This window comes from Streptomyces sp. NBC_00094, from assembly GCF_026343125.1.
In the GTDB taxonomy this organism is placed as follows: domain Bacteria; phylum Actinomycetota; class Actinomycetes; order Streptomycetales; family Streptomycetaceae; genus Streptomyces.
The window spans coordinates 42,395-57,753 of record NZ_JAPEMB010000001.1; the positions used below are offsets into that span (position 1 = coordinate 42,395).

The window sequence follows — 15,359 nt, forward strand, 5'->3', positions numbered from 1 at the left end:
AGAGGGGTACGGGTGGTGGCTGCCGGTACGTCAGGAGGGCTGGTGGGTCCACTTCTGGTTGGCGGCGCCCGTGCAGGACCAGATCTGGGTGCGGGTCCCGTCCGTCGAGGTGTTGTCTGTGACGTCGAGGCACTTGTCGGCCGCCGTGTTGACGACGTCGTGCGTCGCGGCGTTGTACGACCAGCGTTGTGCACCCGTCCCGTTGCAGGTGTGGAGCTGGACTTTGGTGCCGTCGGCGGTCCCGCCCCCGGTCACGTCCAGGCACTTGCCGAGCGCCCGGACGGTGCCGTCGGCGGCGAGGGTCCACCGCTGGGCCGTGGTGCCGTTGCAGGTGTAGAGCTGCACCGGGGTGCCGTCCACGGTGGCCGCGCCTGCCACGTCCAGACACTTCCCGGCGAGACCGGTCAGCGGTCCGGCCGGTGCGTTCGTCGTCGTACCGGACCAGGTGAAGGTGGCGGTGGTGCGGGCCGGCAGGGTGTACGTGAAGGACTGGCCGCCCCAGTCGACGCGGACGGACTGCGCGGAGGCGCCGCCGTTGTGGGCGATGAGCGCTTTGGAGCCGTCGGGATTGCGCCAGGCGACGTTCTGCACGGTGGAGTCGGCCGTGGAGGCGATGCGGTACGCGCCGGGGCGCACGAACTTGGTGAGATGGCCGGTCGTGTAGTACTCGACCGTGTAGTCGACCTGCCCGGCGCGCGGGCCGCCCTCCTGGACCGTGATCAGCCCCGTACAGGTGCCGCATCCCCCGTTGTGCGGGCCCATGTCCTGGTTGAGCGCCAGGCTCCACTTCGTCAGGCTGCTGCTCCAGTTGCGGGCGTAGCCGACGATGTCCTTCAGGTCCTCGTTGTGCTGGTTGCCGACCCAGGTGCCGCCGGAGTGCTCGGTGCTGAACTGCTTGACCGTCGGGTACTGGTCGTGGACCTGGCTGCCGACGGCGGGGTCACCGGCGTAGCCGTGCCAGGCGATGCCGCCGAAGAGCGGGTCGTTGCGCACGCCCGCGTCGTTCAGGACGCCGGAGCCGAAGTTCGCGTAATCGCCGTAGTTCCAGTCGTGCACCAGGACCTTGGTGGTGATCCCGGCGGCCCGGAAGGCCGGGTAGGCGTGGTTCTTGGTGAACTCGACGAGGCCGGACGGGTTCCAGCTCATACCCGGGTAGTTCATGGCGGTGGGGTTGCCCGCCTGGCAGCAGTTCGGTTCGTTCTGCACGGAGAGGTAGTCGACCTTGACGCCGGCCGCCTGATAGCTCTGGATATATTTGACCAGATACTGGGCGTAGAGCGGGTAGTACTCCGACTTCAGCCAGCCCATCTGGTCCATCCGGCCGTTGTCCTTCATCCAGCCGGGGGCGCTCCAGGGCACGGCCTTGAGTCGCATCGCCGGGTTGAGCTGCTTGGCCTGGACGGTGAGGAGCCGCACATCGGTGTCGTAGCCGTTGGTCCCGAAGTCGTTCAGGTCGCAACAGGTGTCGTCGAGGGAGACGTTGCCGGGCCGGGAGAGGTCCGACGCGCCGATCGGGTTGCGGACGAAGGAAAGGCCGATGCCGTCGGTCGGCGAGAACAGCTTGCGCATGACCTCGTCGCGGGTGGCGGTGCTGATCGCGCCGCCGCGCAGGAGGTGAGCGGTGGTGTCGGTGATCGACGCGCCACCGCCCTCGAACTGCTGGTAGGTGGTGTTCTCGTCGACGGTGATGGTGCGGTTCGCGCTGCCGCCTGCGGGGCCGAAGGCGATCGGCGTCTGCGGGGCGAGACCTCGCGTGACGGTACGGCCGCCCGCGTCCGAGGTGGTGGTCAGCCAGACGTCGACGCGCTCGCCGGCGGCCTCGGCAACGCCGGGACCGGTCATGACCAGGCCGCTCCCGAGCAGGGCACCGGTCACGAGAGCGGCGAGACGGCGGGGGCGCCGCCCGCGACGGGGGCCGAACCAGGAGCTGCTTCTGTAGTGCACCTGACAGACCTTTCGATAAGGACGCAGACCTTCGGTCTTTCTTTAAGGTGTGAAGCTATGGAGACGCCTCGTGCACGTCAACCCCTCCCGCATACAACTCCCGAACGGACAAGCCCGGTTGGGAACGGATTCGACTCAAGGTCTTGTCGGCTTGGTCCAGACAATGGCACTCTTCGTTGCCGTCCACGACACACTCGACCGTCGGCGGTGACATCGATGTCCGCACTACCTTCTCGACGATCACGACTTCTCCTGGCCCTCGGCCTCGGATGCGCCACGGTGGCGGCTCTGGTGAGCCCCGCCGCCCAGCCGTCCGCGATCGCGGCGACGACTTCGGCCTCAACGGTCGCGGCCGAAATCGGCGTCCAGGCCACCACGTTCGGTGACGAGTTCAACGCCCCGGCAGGCACACCGGTCGACGGCTCCAAGTGGAACCTGGAGACCGGCGACAACGTGAACAACCACGAGCGGCAGTACTACACGAACTCGACCCGCAACGCCGTGCACGACGGCCAGGGCAACCTGGTCATCACCGCTCGACGCGAGAACCCGGACAACTACAACTGTTGGTACGGCCGTTGCGAGTACACCTCGGCCCGGCTAAACACGTCCGGCAAGTTCACCCAGACGTACGGCACCTTCGAGGCCCGGCTGAAGATGTCGCGTGGCCAGGGCATGTGGCCGGCGTTCTGGATGCTCGGCAACGACATCGGCAGCGTCGGCTGGCCGCAGAGCGGCGAGATCGACGTGATGGAGAACGTCGGCTTCGAGCCGAACACCGTGCATGGCACCCTCCACGGTCCGGGCTACTCGGGCTCGGGCGGCATCGGGGCCGGCTACTCGATCGGCGCACCGTTCGCGGACGGATTCCACACCTTCCGCGTCGAATGGGCGCCGAACAAGCTGGTCTGGAAGGTCGACGGCGTCACCTACCAGACGCGCACACCGGCCGATCTCGGCGGTCGGCAGTGGGTGTTCGACCACCCGTTCTTCCTCATCCTCAACCTGGCCGTCGGCGGCTACTGGCCGGGCGACCCGGACGGCAGCACCCCGATGCCGAACACTCTGACCGTCGACTACGTCCGGGTCACGAACGACCAGCCGGCCCCGCCGACCGGCACCGGCGGCCCGATCACCGGCCTCGGCGGCAAGTGCGTCGACGTGGCCGGGGCGAACCCCGCGAACGGCACCCCGGTCCAGCTCCACGACTGCAACGGCACCGCAGCCCAGCGATGGACCGTGAACGCCGACGGATCGATCCGTGCCCTCGGCAAGTGCCTGGACGTCACCGCCGGATCCACGACGGACGGCGCCAAACTCCAGCTGTACGACTGCAACGGCACCGGCGCCCAGAAATGGCGTGTGGAGGCGGCCCGCGACATCGTGAACGTCGCGGCGGACAAGTGCCTGGACATCCCGAGCGGCAACTCGGCGAACGGCACCCGGCTGCAGATCTGGACCTGCAACGGCACCGCGCCACAGAAGTGGACCGTGGGCTGAGTTCCCGGTCCGACAGCGCTGAGGTCCCTTCGGGTCCGCCTGCACCAGACCGACGCTCCCGGCGGCCAGGTCATCCTGGTCGCGCGGGGGCAAAGTCGCCCCCAGGGTCTCCGGCTCCCCGCGGCAGTCGGGGAGCCGGAGATCGTCACGATGACCCGCAAGGTCGCCTCGGCTCCGTCCTCCCTCAGCTGGACCCGCAGGGCGTGCTCGGTACCGTCGGGTGGCAGAGGGCCTGGGAGGTCGGAACGGCGTAGCCGTTGAGGTGGATGCTTCGCCCGGGCAACGGTCCGTGCCACTGAAGTTCGACGACGTATCCGAGTATCCGAGCGGACGGTTTCCGCCCCGCGGTGCGCGGGCTCTGCAAGCACCCCGGACTCACAAATCGGGGATCTCCCCGATGGCGCAGTCGGGCGCGGCCGACAACCATGCACCGCATGGTCATACCCACCCTGCCGACGCCGACCGGGTCTCATCCGGTCGGCACCACATCGGTGTACCTCGAAGATGTCTCCCGACCGGACCCGTGGGTCGCGGACGCGCCGACGCGCGAGCTGATGATCTCGATCTGGTACCCGGCCGCACGCTCGTCCGGTCCGCGCGCCCGCTACCTCACGCAGACCGAGTCGGCGGAAACCCTGGCCGGCCAGCAGGTAGCCATCGCGCCCGACGCCCTGAGTTCGGTGCGCACCAACGCCTTCCCGGACACCCCTCTCGCCCCCGGGCTGCGGCAACTGCCCCTGATCGTTCTCTCGCCCGGCTTCACCCGGCCCCGCGCCACACTCACCTCGATCGGCGAGGACCTGGCCAGCCACGGTTATGTCGCGGTCGCGATCGACCACACCTACGAGACCGCGGCCACCACCTTTCCGGACGGCCGGGTGGCCGCCTTCGCCCTCGGCCACGGGTTTGCGCGCAACGCCGAGTTCTGGCACAAGGTGAAGACCGGCCGCGCCCGGGACGCCTCTTTCGTGCTGGACCAGCTGCTCGGCAACAACCCGCCGTGGGCAGGCGCGCACGTGCTGGCCCCGGACCGGATCGGCATGGCCGGACACTCCGCGGGCGGCGCGGCCACCATCGCGGCGATGCTTGCAGACGAGCGCATCCGCGTGGGGAGCAACGTGGACGGCAGTACCGGCCCTCTGATCCCGCACACGGGCCTGGACCGCCCGCTCCTCTTTCTCGGCCGGGACGGCCAGTACTCCCCCGGCGACGGGCCTGCTGCGGACACCTGGGCCCGAGACTGGCCACTACTGACCGGCTGGAAGCGCTGGCTGGTGGTGGCGGGCGCCAAGCACCCGTCCTTCACCGATCTCGGCCTGCTGGCCGACCAGTTCGGTATGCCGCTCGGCGCGGCCACCTCAGGCCTGCGCACCATGACGATCACCCGTACCTACCTGCGCGCCCTCTTCGACCAGCACCTGCGCGACGCCCGGCAGACACCGTTCGACCACCTGAACGCGGACCACCCCGAGGTGCGATCCTGCCTGCCGCCTGACCATCCGGTCGGCAACGGTTCGCGTTAGGGCTTGATCTCGGTCCGCCCACCATCGCAACCAGGTGACACCCGCCGGGCGCAGCAGGTGCGGGGCGCTCGCCGGGCATGGGAGCACCGATCGTCGTTCACCTGCCGTCCCCGACCGGAGGTCGTCACGTTACCGCGCGCGGTGAGAATCTCGGTCTCGCCTACGAGGACAAGAACCTCATCGAGTTGCTGAGCCGTACCGGGCTTCCGGGGGCCGGGAGGGCTCTCGATGATCCGCGGTGGGTGGAGTGGCGGGGCGGCAGGGCTCGTCTCGCTGCCGATTGCCCTGTTCACCGCGACCGACAGTCACACGATCCCCTTCCCTCAGCTCCAGCGCGGCACCGCGGACCGATCCGCAACCGGCGCGTCAACGAACGCACCGGCCATGAGGTCGATTCCGACGACATCGTCAAAGGCTTCGACACGGGCGGCGAGTACGTGATCGTCGAACCGAAGGAGCTCGACGACATCGCACCAGGGCGTTCCAAGGCACTGGAGGTGTCAGAGTTCCTCGCTCTCGACACCGTTGACCCGATCTTCTTCGACAAGACGTACTACCTCGGGCCCCGAGGTGAGCAGTACGGCCAGGCGTACGCCCTGTTGCAACGAGTGCCGGCGGAGTCGAACAAGGCCGGCATCGCGACCTTCGTGATGCGCGGCCGTGAGTACCTTGTCGCGCTCAAGGCCGAGGGTGACCTGCACACCCTGCATTGGGCCGACGAGATCCGTGACCTCACGAGGAAGTCCCCGATCTGCCGGGCAAGACGGAGCCGACCGCGTCCGAGGTGCAGATGGCCCCACCAGCTCATCGATGCCCTGACCACCGAAGGGAATCCAGAGGACTTCCACGACACCTTGCAGGAGGAGTCACGTCGCTGATCGAAGCCAAGGCAGCGGGCGAAAGCACGGAGAAGGCCGAGCCGGCCGCCCAGCCCACCGGTGTCGTCGACCTCATGGAGGCCCTGCGATCGAGCGTCGAGCGGGCCCACAGCCCGAAGGACACCGGAGAGAAGGCCGGCACCTCCGCAGCAAGCGCCAAAGCGGCCGGGAAGAAGCCTGCTGCGGCGAAGAAGCGCGCGACCGGCTCTTCCGGACCCGCCCGATCCCCGTCACTTCGGTCCCTGACCAAGGTGGAGCTGTACGAGAAGGCGACCAAGGCCGACAACCGCGGCCGATCCAACATGAACCACGACGAGCTCGCCGACGCCCTGGCCAGGACCAGGCAGTTGAGGGCCGACGGGGGCCCGGTTCCCTCCCTCGGGGCCCCGCGTGGTTCATCCGCCGTTCAGTCGCAGCAGTCGCAGCAGCACTTGCAGGGGTTGCAGCAGCCTCCGCCACAGCCGTCACCCGAGCCCCCGCCTGAACCACCGGAGCCACCGGAGCCACCGGACGCGTGGCCTCCGCCTGAACCGCCGGAGGAGCCTCCCGAGTTACCGCCGCCATGCCCGCCGAACCAGCCGTCGCCTCCGGCACCGTCCCTGCCGGAAGCGTCCCGGCCTGAGCCGCCCTGGCGGTTGCCGTCGCCGAACCGCCACGGCTCTCCATCACCCGAATCCGCGTCATCGTCGCAGCGGCAGCAGTTGTAGCAGAGCCTGCAATCGGCACACAGTCGGCGCTGCTCGCGACACCGCCGACACTCCCCCTCCGGCGGTCGGCCCGATGCCGTCGGCGCACCCTCCGGGGCCGTACCCGCAAGCGCTCCGACTCCGCAAGCCGCGCCCGTGCCGGTCTGCAAGGGCTCCTCCGTCGCCGTACGGCGCCCCACCCAAGGCAGTATGCGCAGGCCACGCGCCTGATTGCTGTGCCGATGGTGGCGATGCCGGGGGTCGAAGACCCGATCGACAGCGCGCTCCAACTCGCCGCCCAGAAGGGCCTGTACCAGGCGCCCGTCGACGAACACGGCGTCGGACAAGGAAAGCCGGATCCCGTGAACGGCGTCGTCGCAGAGCCTGCGCACCTCAGCACGGTCCGCGCCGGTCACGGCGATCGGGTTCCACGCACCCGACGCCTCGTCCGCGTACCGGTCCTCCACGGCGTCCAGCAGATGAGCCAGTCGACCGAAAAGACGACCGGCTTCCGCCAGCGGTTCCGCGTTGTCCGGGCGGTTCGTGAGTACGGCGGTGTACGCAAAGGCCGCGGCGGTCGCCGTTTCCGTGGGCTCCGTGACCGTCAGCAGCGAGCCGCCGCGGCCGGTCGACCGCTCGATCTGCGGCTGGCGCTCGACAGCCTCGAGCAGCACCGAGGTGTCGAAGCCGAGCCGGTCGCCGCCCGCCGCACCCGCACGACCCCAGCCATGGGCGATCCGGCGTGCCGCCATCGCCACCGGGCGGCGCCCCAACAGGCCGTCACCGTCGGCAACATGGTCGCGTATCTTCGCGGCGGCGAGCACCAGCGACACCGTCGCAGCCAACCGCGCACCCTCGCCCTGTGCCACGTCCGCCGACCGCATCCCGCGCAGCGGGCACGGACCGGCCCCTCGCCGCCAATCGCCCGTTCGCTCCGACTGCGCTTCGGTCAGTACCGAGACGATCAGGCCGTCGTAGTTGGTGGCCACCCTCGCGAACTGCCCGTATTCGCCGCGCAACGCCAGGCACAGCCCACACAAGTGCGCCATCCACTCGGTACGCAAGCCCTCGCCCAGCCGATGGCGGCATGGTCTGATGATTCCGAACACCGACAATCTCCCCCGCAGGACATCTACCCAGGCGCATCCGCTAGGACGCCCCATGGAGGGACGGCCCACGGACGGACGCCGCATCACCGGCACGACCGCACGTGCCATCTGCCGCATGCGCCATCCAGAAGCGGTCCCCATCCTAGATGGGGACTTTCCGAGAGTGCCCGCGGAAGCCCGACGCGGCCCCGGCGCGTGTGCCAGGTGGCCGTCGGCGGCTCTTGCCCAAGACCTCCAGGCCATTAGGCAGGCGTAGGGGCGGCCTTGTCCGTCGTGGTGCCGTCTTCGTCCTGGTCCTCCGACGCAGCAGGCTGTCCACGTTCGTCGTGCCCGGTCTTTCCACGGCGGAATCATGTCCGCGGGGCGCCCGCTCCCTCGGATCCGCTGATTCGTACAGACATCCGCACACTGAGGAGCCATCTAAGAGGAGTGCGCCACAAGCGTGCTCATTCCGTATGGGAGCTGGCCGGATACGTGGGCGACGCCGTTGTGGACCGCGACGTGCGAGTGGTGGCCGAGTGGGGCGATCATGGCCGTGCTGCTGGCCAGGCGGATGTTGCTGGAGGCGGTCGTCCGGTGGGTCGGGGAGTTGGCCATGGATGCTCTTCCTGGGACATATCGCGGCCGGTGCTGAGGGCGTTCATCGGTATGGCTACTTCGTGTAGTTGTAGACGGTCGCCCGGGAGACGCCGAGCTGGTCGGCGATGATTTGTGCGGAGCTCCGGGTCTCGAAGAAGCCCTCGTGATGCAGCTGCCGCACCAGCTCGCGCTTCTGGTCACGGTTGAGGCCACGCGGGGTGCTGGAGCGCTGCGCCGCGAAGGAGTCGATGGCCGAGCGGAGTTCGCGTCCGGTGCGGTCGCGCAGTGTCTCCAGGGCCTCGCCTTGGTGCTCGACATCGGTGGCCACAAGGCTGGCGAGGGTCAGGGCCAGCGGGGACAGTGTGCTGACGTCCAGGTTCAGGCACAGGGCCGCGACGTAACGTCCCTCGGCGTTCTTGATGCCGATCGAGGTGCTCTTGGCCGGGCGTCCGTCGGGGAACTGGTTGCTGTAGTTCTGGATGACGCCGGGGTAGTCGGGGTCCGCGATGCGGCGCAGGCCCAGTTCGGTGGCGGAATCGCCGACCTGCCGTCCCGACAGGTTGTTCTCGATGATGCGGATGGCGCTGTCGGGTCGGCGCAGATCGTGCAGAACGACCTCGCACAGGCCTGGGAACATGCGCCCGACGGCGACAGCGATGCGCTCGGCTTCCCGTACGAGGTGCTCGTCATCCGGTAGGTAGCGCCCGTCTTCCGGTACGTCGGGCTGGTCGGCGCGTTTGTCATCTCGTCGGCCGGTGGGGTGTGTCATCGAGCGCTGCTCGCTTCCTGAGCGCCGTCACAGTGCCCGGCGAACACCGCGGCCATCTTCTCGGTGGACTTCAGCCCCGCACCGGTGAGCACGACCACGGTCGTCTCGTCCGGAGCGATGTCTCCGGTCGCGATGAAGTGATCGAGGGTGGCCGCGGCGACGCTGCTGGTCGGTTCGGCGTACAAGCCTCGCGCGCTCAGTGCACGGACCGCTGCGTGGATCTCCGCCTCGGGGACGGCATAAGCAGCGCCGTCGGAGCGGCGTATGGCCTCCACCGCCTCGGGCAGCCGGACCGGGTGGGCGATGGACGCGCCCTCGGCGATCGTCGGCATCCGCTCGCCGCGGCCGGCCGGGTCGACGCCGCTGAACGTGTCGGCGATGGTCGCCCAGTGCTCGGGCTGCCCGACGAAAAGGCGCGGGCGCCTGTCGATCTGGCCGGCGTCGAGCAGTTCGCCGAACGCCAGGTCGCATCCGATGATGTTGCTGCCGGCTCCGGCCACGAGGACCACGTTGTCGGGCGCGGTGAAGCCGAGGGACTCCCACATCTCATAGGCGATGGTCTTGGTGCCCTGGATGAACATGGGGTGCCAGTTGTGGCTGGCGTAGGGGATCCGCTCGGACTGCCGGATCGCCTCGTCGGAGACCTCGTCGCGGGTGCCGCCCATGAGCTCGATCTCGGCTCCGTAGGCGCGGGCCTGAAGGATCTTGGCCGCTGACGTGGCGGCGGGAACGATGATCTTGGCGCGGATGCCGGCGGCGGCGGCGTAGGCGGCCACCGCAGAACCGCCGTTGCCCGAACTGTCCTCGAGTACGCGGTCGGCGCCGTGCGCCACAAGGTGGGACATCATCACCGATACGCCCCGGTCCTTGAAGCTGGAGGTCGGGTTGAACCACTCCAGCTTGAAGTGGACACGTCGGCCGCCCCAGTCGACCGGAACCATCGGCGTACACCCTTCGCCAAGGCTCACCCGTCGGGCGGCCGGGACGGGCAGAGCCGCGTGGTAGCGCCACAGGGACCGTTCGGCGATGTCGATCTGCTCGGGACGCAGGCCCTGGAGTGCACTGACAGCGAGGGGGCTGCCGTCCTCGCCCCGCCAGCGAGGATCGTCCAACGAGTAGCGCTTCCCGGACCGATCGTAGAGGTCGGGGGCGGTAACGGCTGAGTGCTGTTCGGCGTTCATGGGCGGCTCCGGCTTCAACTCGCTCGACGTGCTGTCGTGTCGCTGGGTCTCGCAGCCCGAAGGGCACCCGGCCCGCCCACATTAGACGCACTATCCAGATTTACACAGCAAGTCGAATCACCGTCGATGCACTGCCCGGCGCCAGCCGGTAGCCACCCGAAACCGGCGAGAGCCGGTGGAGTGATCCCGGCGGGGATGGTGAGCGGCTCCGACTGTCATGCTCCGGACACCCCGTGCGCCCGAGGCGACTCCAAGGTCTTTACGGGACGGCCCTGGCGAGCTCATGCACGGTAAGCGGTGAGACGGCGAGAATATCGGTGGGACCGCCGCTCACCTCTGTCGTTGAGGGCCCAGGTCCGCGGTCTGCCGGTGGAAGAGCAGGCCGGCAACGGCTTGGACGGTATCGCTCGCATGCTCGCGGCGGCCGAGGTGGCGGGCCGGTGCCCACCAGTTCTTGAGGTGGGCGATGCTGTGCTCGACAGGGATCCGTCGTGAGGAATGGGCCTTGCGCTGTCGCTCGCGTCTTTCCTCGTACCAGCCCGCGGCGTTCTTCTTGAATTTGCGGTGTGGTGGCGTCACCACGCGTCCACCGGTCTGGACACCGAGGCCCTGGTAGCTGGCGTCGGCGAGGATCTCCACCGCTGGGCAGTCCACCAGGAGTTTGACCGGGCCCAACTGGCGGACATGGGTGATGTCCGCGCAGCTGCCTGGCCGGACCGGGTCATGCGCAAGCCCGTTCCGGTGCCGTCGATCTGCCCGCCGCAAGGTGGTCGTCCACCCAAGCACGGAGGTGAGTTCGGCCAAGGACACCCTCTCCGCCCGCCTCTGCGGCAGCGTGCCCGCCAACTTCCTGGGACAGCGGAACCTCTTCGACAGCTACCACCGCGTGCTGGGAGCCGAGGTCTACGACATGCCCGCGCTCCTGCCCGAGGACCTTCACCGACCCCAGGCTCCACGCGACCATCATCGACCGCCTCACCTTCTACGGCCCCATCATCGAATTCGGCACCAACTCCTACCGCCTCGCCCGCGCACGAGCCGAGGAGCCCACCAAAGCCGGCTGAGCCTCCCGGGGCAGTTGCACAGTGACGTGGCCAGTGCACGAGAATCATTGGGGCCGGGAAGTGCGTCGCCCTCTGTGTGCAGGAGGGCCAGGGACTGAGCGCGGAAGGCCGCCGGGGTGATGCCGTAGGCATCCCGGAAGCCCCGACTGAACGCGGACGCATGGGTGAAGCCGCGCTGGGCGGCGACGGCGTACACGGGCAACCCTTGGTGCAGGGGGTCTGCCAGGTCCTGGCGTGCTCGCGCGAGTCGCTGCTGTTGCAGGAACCCTGTCACTGTCGCCCCGTCGCCTTCCTGCTGAAACAGGCGGTGGAGGTAGCTGACGGAGATGTGGTGGGCGGCGGCGATCGTGGAGACATCCAGCCGCGGGTCGTCGGCGTTGCTTCGTATGAAGGCCATGACGCGGAGCGTCAGGGTGCGTCGGTGGGTCTCCGGGGCCAGAGACCGGTCGGCGTCGAGGACACCGGTGAAGAGCGAAGCGACGAGGTCGGCCAGCACGGTGCTCAGGCGTGGGCCGTCGGCCGGCTGGTAGGAGTGGCTGTCCCTGGCTATCTGGTCGAGGAAGGTTGCCAGCAGGGCCCCCATGCCGCCTCGGGACGAGATGCGCTTACCGACGACCTGGGTGGCGATACGCGGGGGCAACGGAAGGAGATCTTTGGGGATTTCCACTCCTATGACCTCGACTGAATCCCGGATGGAAGTGATTTCGAACGCGCGCGAGGTGTCGCTGGTGTGGTACTCGAAAGCGTTGTGCGCGACGCTGTCCTTTCCTCGGGTGACTACTCCAGTCCCGCGCTTGATGAGCGAGAGGTGGAAGGCCTCGGGGTCTGACTGCCTTATCAGTTTCGGCGTGCGTCGCCACGCGAGGGGATTACATTCCAAAGGGTAGACGGTTAATTCCCCCAGAGATATCGTGCGCTGGTTCACCCAGAAATCGTCCGCATAATCGCTCTGCAGGTCCAGGGGGGCGTGAGTCTTCGACATGAGCTCTCGCCAGCACTCGAACCGTTCGGCGGGCGGCAAGTCGGAACTGCGAAACGTCATCTCGGGCAGCATGCCCATGTGTCTACAGCAGCGAAAGCCACCCGGACAAGGAGTTCCGCGGTGTGGCGCGCACGGGGTCGGCGACCGGCACCCGAATCAGGCATTCCCCCTCCGGCCAGTAATCCGGAATTAAACCTTCAGGGGTTCAGTCAGAACGGCGGTGTCGACTGCCCGTCAAGACACTGTGCATCCTCCGTCAATGCGTTTCCTGTCGAGAATTGGGAGAGTGGGTCTCGGATCGAGGGCGGAGATGACGACCGCCGAGGAGCAGGCCTCCCTCTTTCGGAAGGCTTCCTTCATATCCATATTGCCGACCGCTTCGGTGCATTCACCCGAACCGATGACGAGGACAGCCCCTTGAAGACACGCAAGATGATGCTCCGCACCGCCGGCGCGGCCCTGGGCGCGGGCGCCCTGGCCTGGCTCGCCGTCGGTGGCGGGACCTCGTTCGTATCCACGCAGGAGCGCCCGGCCGCGATGGCGGTGGTCGCCGAGGCGGGGCCCGGTTACGCGATCGAGGACTTCGGCTATCCGAACGCCGACCGGATCCTGGTGGAGCGGGGCATCACGCTGAAGCGCGGGGACGGCCACATCACGCTGGCCGACTGCGGGAGCGCAACCGACCTGCTGGAGGTCTGGTCCCGCGCCAACGACAAGATCTGTTTCCGGGTCACCGGCATAGCCGGCTACCTGAGTCTGGAGATTCCCTCGGTGTTCGCGGTGAAGGGCAACAGCTACTCGGCGACGGTCGACATGACCACCGGGACCGAGGAGAAGTCCTTCGACGTGAACAAGAACGCCTGGACCTCCGTCGGCGAGAGCGCCGACGACCAGGGGCGCGACTTCATGCTCATGGAGATCCGCACGTCCAAGTAGCACTGCAGGGCGCCCCTGCCGCGCTCTTTACACCGCACCCCTTGAACCTGCCGGCCGATGCGTCGGCCCGCGCGCCGGCGTCCGCATCGCCATGGCTCCACGCCCGCGCCCTGTCTTCGAAGGAACAGACGTGTCCGCACTCCGTCCGCGTGCCGCGCGGATCTCCGGCCTCCTGGCCACCACCGCCCTGTTGTCGACGGCCCTCCTCTCCGCTACCCCGGCCGGCGCCGTCCCCGGCCCCGAGGCCGCCGCAGGCACACACCCGGCCGTGCTCCGGCTCGACCTCGGCGACGAGGCGAACTCCCGCGCCTGTACCGGAACACTGAGCTCTTTCAGAGTGGCCACTGATCGGGTGACGGGCCAGCGTCCCGCAACGCACGAGGCTCCTGTGCCGTTGAGAGAGGTGTTCGACGTCTCAACTCATCAGCGCAGGAGCCTCGTTGGTTCCCTATCCTGCCGCACTCGACCTGCCTCATGCTCTGGTCGAGTGGGTATCCATGCTCATCGTCACCCGTGAGGGTGACCGCCGCTGCAAGCTGCCGCCCCACCAGCGTGCTCTTGTGGGCCTGGTCTACCTTCGCCGGCACGACACGCTCGCGCAGATCGCCGCCGGCTTCGGCATATCCGTCGGCACCGCCCACGCCTACGTCACGGCCGTCGTCGAGCATCTGTCCGGCCGGGCGCCCGGTCTCCTGCGGGTCCTGCGCGAGGCCGATCCGGACTACGTCCTGCTCGACGGGACGCTCGCTGAGTGTGACCGGGTCGGCGACAGCCGGGCGGACTTCTCGCAGAAGCACCGCCGTCACGGCGTGAACGTGCAGGTCGTGGCGGATGCCGCGGGCAAGCTGCTGTGGATCTCGCCCGCGCTGCCCGGCCGCACGCACGACCTGACCGCGGCCCGTACCCACCGCATCATCCGGATCTGCGAACGCCAGGGCGTTCCCGTCCTCGCCGACCGCGCCTACATCGGCGCCGGCCCCTGGGTGACCACACCGATCAGACGGCTTCCCGGCCGGGACCTCACCACGACCCAGCAGACGATCAACCGGGCCCTGTCGGCGGCACGGGCGCCGGTCGAACGAAGCATCGCAAGGCTGAAGTCCTGGCGAATCTTCCGCCGGGCCCGCTGCAGCCCCAACCGCATGACCGCCATCGCCGCAGCCATCCTCACCCTTGAGCGTCAACGCTGAAAATGCTCACTGGTCGACAGATTCTGGGTCCTGACCGCCGCGAGCTGCCTCGCCACCACCCCGGGAACCACCGTCCTCGCCGGCAAGCCGGCTCTCAAGACCACCGCCACGCTCAGCGACGGCAAGAAGATCGAGGTCGTCGAGGTCGCCCCCCGCGCGGACCGGGACGCCGCCCTCGTCCGCCTTGCCACGCCCGTCATCACGACCACACCTGCCCGCCTGTCGACCACCTTCTCGGTAGCCGCCGCCACGGCGGGCGGCACCGAACTGACGGCCGTCGGCTTCGGCCGCACCAAGACCGAGTGGGTACCGGACAAGCCCCACACCGGCACCTTCACCATCGACCCCGCCGCCACCACGGCCACCACCCTCGCAGTCACCGGCAAGAACGGCGCGGCGATCTGCAAGGGCGATGCCGGAGGTCCGCTCCTCAACGCCTCCGGCGAGATCGTTGGCATCAACTCCCGCTCCTGGCAGGGAGGATGCATCGGAACCCCCGCCACCGAGATCCGCACCGGCGCCCTCTCCGTCCGCACCGACCTCCTCTCCGACTGGCTGCAGGAGGTCCGCCTCACCACCGCATCCCTCCAGAACAGCCTGAGCAATCGCTGCGCGTACGTCAGCTGGCGCACCCCCGAGAACAATGCCCCGGCCCAGCAGGTGGACTGCGATCCGCAGTACGCCGACCAGGTCTGGAAGTTCGAACGGGTCGAGGGCGGATACCAGATCCGCAACCACAAGACCGACCGCTGCCTCGTGGTGTCGTGGAGCACTCCCCAGGACGGCGCCCCCGTCACCCAATACGACTGCCACCCGGAGTTCGGCGACCAGGTGTGGAAGCTGGAGCCGGTCGCCGGCGGCTTCTCCCTCCGCAACTCGGTGACCGACAAGTGCATGTACGTCTCGTGGACCACTCCGGGATGGGGGGCTCCCCTGCTCCAGGTCGGCTGTGACCCGCAGTATGCCGACCAGGTCTGGAAGATCTGATCCAGCCGCGCATCCGCGTCCCTGCCTCCCC

Annotated in this window: 13 protein-coding genes and 1 pseudogene; 7 read left to right on the forward strand and 7 right to left on the reverse strand. The window is 68.5% G+C overall.

From position 1 onward, the window contains the following. Window positions 1–30 precede the first annotated feature (30 nt). Complete coding sequence (locus tag OG580_RS00215) at window positions 31–1,875, reverse strand: ricin-type beta-trefoil lectin domain protein (RefSeq protein WP_267047838.1); 1,845 nt, start codon at window positions 1,873–1,875, stop codon at window positions 31–33. Between the two features lie 285 nt (window positions 1,876–2,160). On the opposite strand from OG580_RS00215, the gene OG580_RS00220 reads away from it, so the two are divergent. The 3 genes from OG580_RS00220 to OG580_RS00235 all read left to right on the forward strand — a co-directional run bounded on the left by OG580_RS00220 (window position 2,161) and on the right by OG580_RS00235 (window position 5,845). After that, the gene (locus OG580_RS00220; protein ID WP_267041582.1) at window positions 2,161–3,444 is read left to right on the forward strand and encodes a lectin; all 1,284 of its coding nucleotides are present in this window, start codon (window positions 2,161–2,163) and stop codon (window positions 3,442–3,444) included. A gap of 434 nt (window positions 3,445–3,878) precedes the next feature. Beyond that, window positions 3,879–4,967: an alpha/beta hydrolase gene (locus OG580_RS00225; protein ID WP_267041583.1), complete on the forward strand. Its 1,089-nt coding sequence runs from the start codon at window positions 3,879–3,881 to the stop codon at window positions 4,965–4,967. Window positions 4,968–5,044: 77 nt separating this feature from the next. Beyond that, window positions 5,045–5,845: a Ku protein gene (locus OG580_RS00235; protein WP_323182537.1), complete on the forward strand. Its 801-nt coding sequence runs from the start codon at window positions 5,045–5,047 to the stop codon at window positions 5,843–5,845. Between the two features lie 406 nt (window positions 5,846–6,251). Here the strand turns inward: OG580_RS00235 and OG580_RS00240 are convergent, their stop codons facing one another. The 5 genes from OG580_RS00240 to OG580_RS00260 form a co-directional block, all read right to left on the reverse strand. Then, window positions 6,252–7,640 (reverse strand): DUF5685 family protein, encoded by a 1,389-nt coding sequence (locus tag OG580_RS00240; protein WP_267041584.1) that lies wholly within the window; start codon window positions 7,638–7,640, stop codon window positions 6,252–6,254. Window positions 7,641–8,060: 420 nt separating this feature from the next. Beyond that, window positions 8,061–8,237 (reverse strand): hypothetical protein, encoded by a 177-nt coding sequence (locus OG580_RS00245; protein WP_267041585.1) that lies wholly within the window; start codon window positions 8,235–8,237, stop codon window positions 8,061–8,063. 55 nt (window positions 8,238–8,292) lie between these two features. Continuing rightward, on the reverse strand, window positions 8,293–8,988 hold the full coding sequence (locus OG580_RS00250) for a transcriptional regulator (RefSeq protein WP_267041586.1): 696 nt from the start codon (window positions 8,986–8,988) through the stop codon (window positions 8,293–8,295). Next, entirely contained in the window at window positions 8,985–10,169 is a 1,185-nt protein-coding gene (locus OG580_RS00255; RefSeq protein WP_267041587.1) for a pyridoxal-phosphate dependent enzyme, read from the reverse strand. Before OG580_RS00255 ends, OG580_RS00250 begins: the two co-directional genes overlap by 4 nt. Window positions 10,170–10,499: 330 nt before the next feature. Next, window positions 10,500–10,973, reverse strand: a complete 474-nt coding sequence (locus OG580_RS00260) for a transposase family protein (protein ID WP_267041588.1) — start codon at window positions 10,971–10,973, stop codon at window positions 10,500–10,502. A gap of 125 nt (window positions 10,974–11,098) precedes the next feature. Between OG580_RS00260 and OG580_RS00265 the strand changes: the two are divergent. Next, window positions 11,099–11,215 (forward strand): annotated as a pseudogene (locus tag OG580_RS00265) (AAA family ATPase); the annotation flags it as partial. On the opposite strand, the gene OG580_RS00270 reads toward OG580_RS00265, so the two are convergent. Continuing rightward, window positions 11,163–12,287 (reverse strand): AraC family transcriptional regulator, encoded by a 1,125-nt coding sequence (locus OG580_RS00270; protein ID WP_267041589.1) that lies wholly within the window; start codon window positions 12,285–12,287, stop codon window positions 11,163–11,165. The pseudogene OG580_RS00265 and the gene OG580_RS00270 sit on opposite strands and share 53 nt — an antisense overlap. Window positions 12,288–12,632: 345 nt before the next feature. On the opposite strand from OG580_RS00270, the gene OG580_RS00275 reads away from it, so the two are divergent. The 3 genes from OG580_RS00275 to OG580_RS36230 all read left to right on the forward strand — a co-directional run bounded on the left by OG580_RS00275 (window position 12,633) and on the right by OG580_RS36230 (window position 15,328). Then, a complete protein-coding gene (locus tag OG580_RS00275; RefSeq protein WP_267041590.1) occupies window positions 12,633–13,151 on the forward strand; it encodes a hypothetical protein in 519 nt (172 codons plus the stop codon). Between the two features lie 440 nt (window positions 13,152–13,591). Beyond that, complete coding sequence (locus tag OG580_RS00280) at window positions 13,592–14,341, forward strand: transposase (RefSeq protein ID WP_267041591.1); 750 nt, start codon at window positions 13,592–13,594, stop codon at window positions 14,339–14,341. Window positions 14,342–14,371: 30 nt separating this feature from the next. Then, the gene (locus OG580_RS36230) at window positions 14,372–15,328 is read left to right on the forward strand and encodes an RICIN domain-containing protein (RefSeq protein WP_354006213.1); all 957 of its coding nucleotides are present in this window, start codon (window positions 14,372–14,374) and stop codon (window positions 15,326–15,328) included. Window positions 15,329–15,359: the final 31 nt, after the last annotated feature.

Excerpts from the sequence above, each read along its gene's own strand:
- OG580_RS00220 (WP_267041582.1), top strand. The coding sequence starts at position 2,161 with ATGTCCGCACTACCTTCTCGACGATCACGACTTCTCCTGGCCCTCGGC.
- OG580_RS00225 (WP_267041583.1), top strand. The coding sequence starts at position 3,879 with ATGGTCATACCCACCCTGCCGACGCCGACCGGGTCTCATCCGGTCGGC.
- OG580_RS00235 (WP_323182537.1), top strand. The coding sequence starts at position 5,045 with ATGGGAGCACCGATCGTCGTTCACCTGCCGTCCCCGACCGGAGGTCGT.
- OG580_RS00245 (WP_267041585.1), bottom strand. The coding sequence starts at position 8,237 with ATGGCCAACTCCCCGACCCACCGGACGACCGCCTCCAGCAACATCCGC.
- OG580_RS00250 (WP_267041586.1), bottom strand. The coding sequence starts at position 8,988 with ATGACACACCCCACCGGCCGACGAGATGACAAACGCGCCGACCAGCCC.
- OG580_RS00255 (WP_267041587.1), bottom strand. The coding sequence starts at position 10,169 with ATGAACGCCGAACAGCACTCAGCCGTTACCGCCCCCGACCTCTACGAT.
- OG580_RS00270 (WP_267041589.1), bottom strand. The coding sequence starts at position 12,287 with ATGCTGCCCGAGATGACGTTTCGCAGTTCCGACTTGCCGCCCGCCGAA.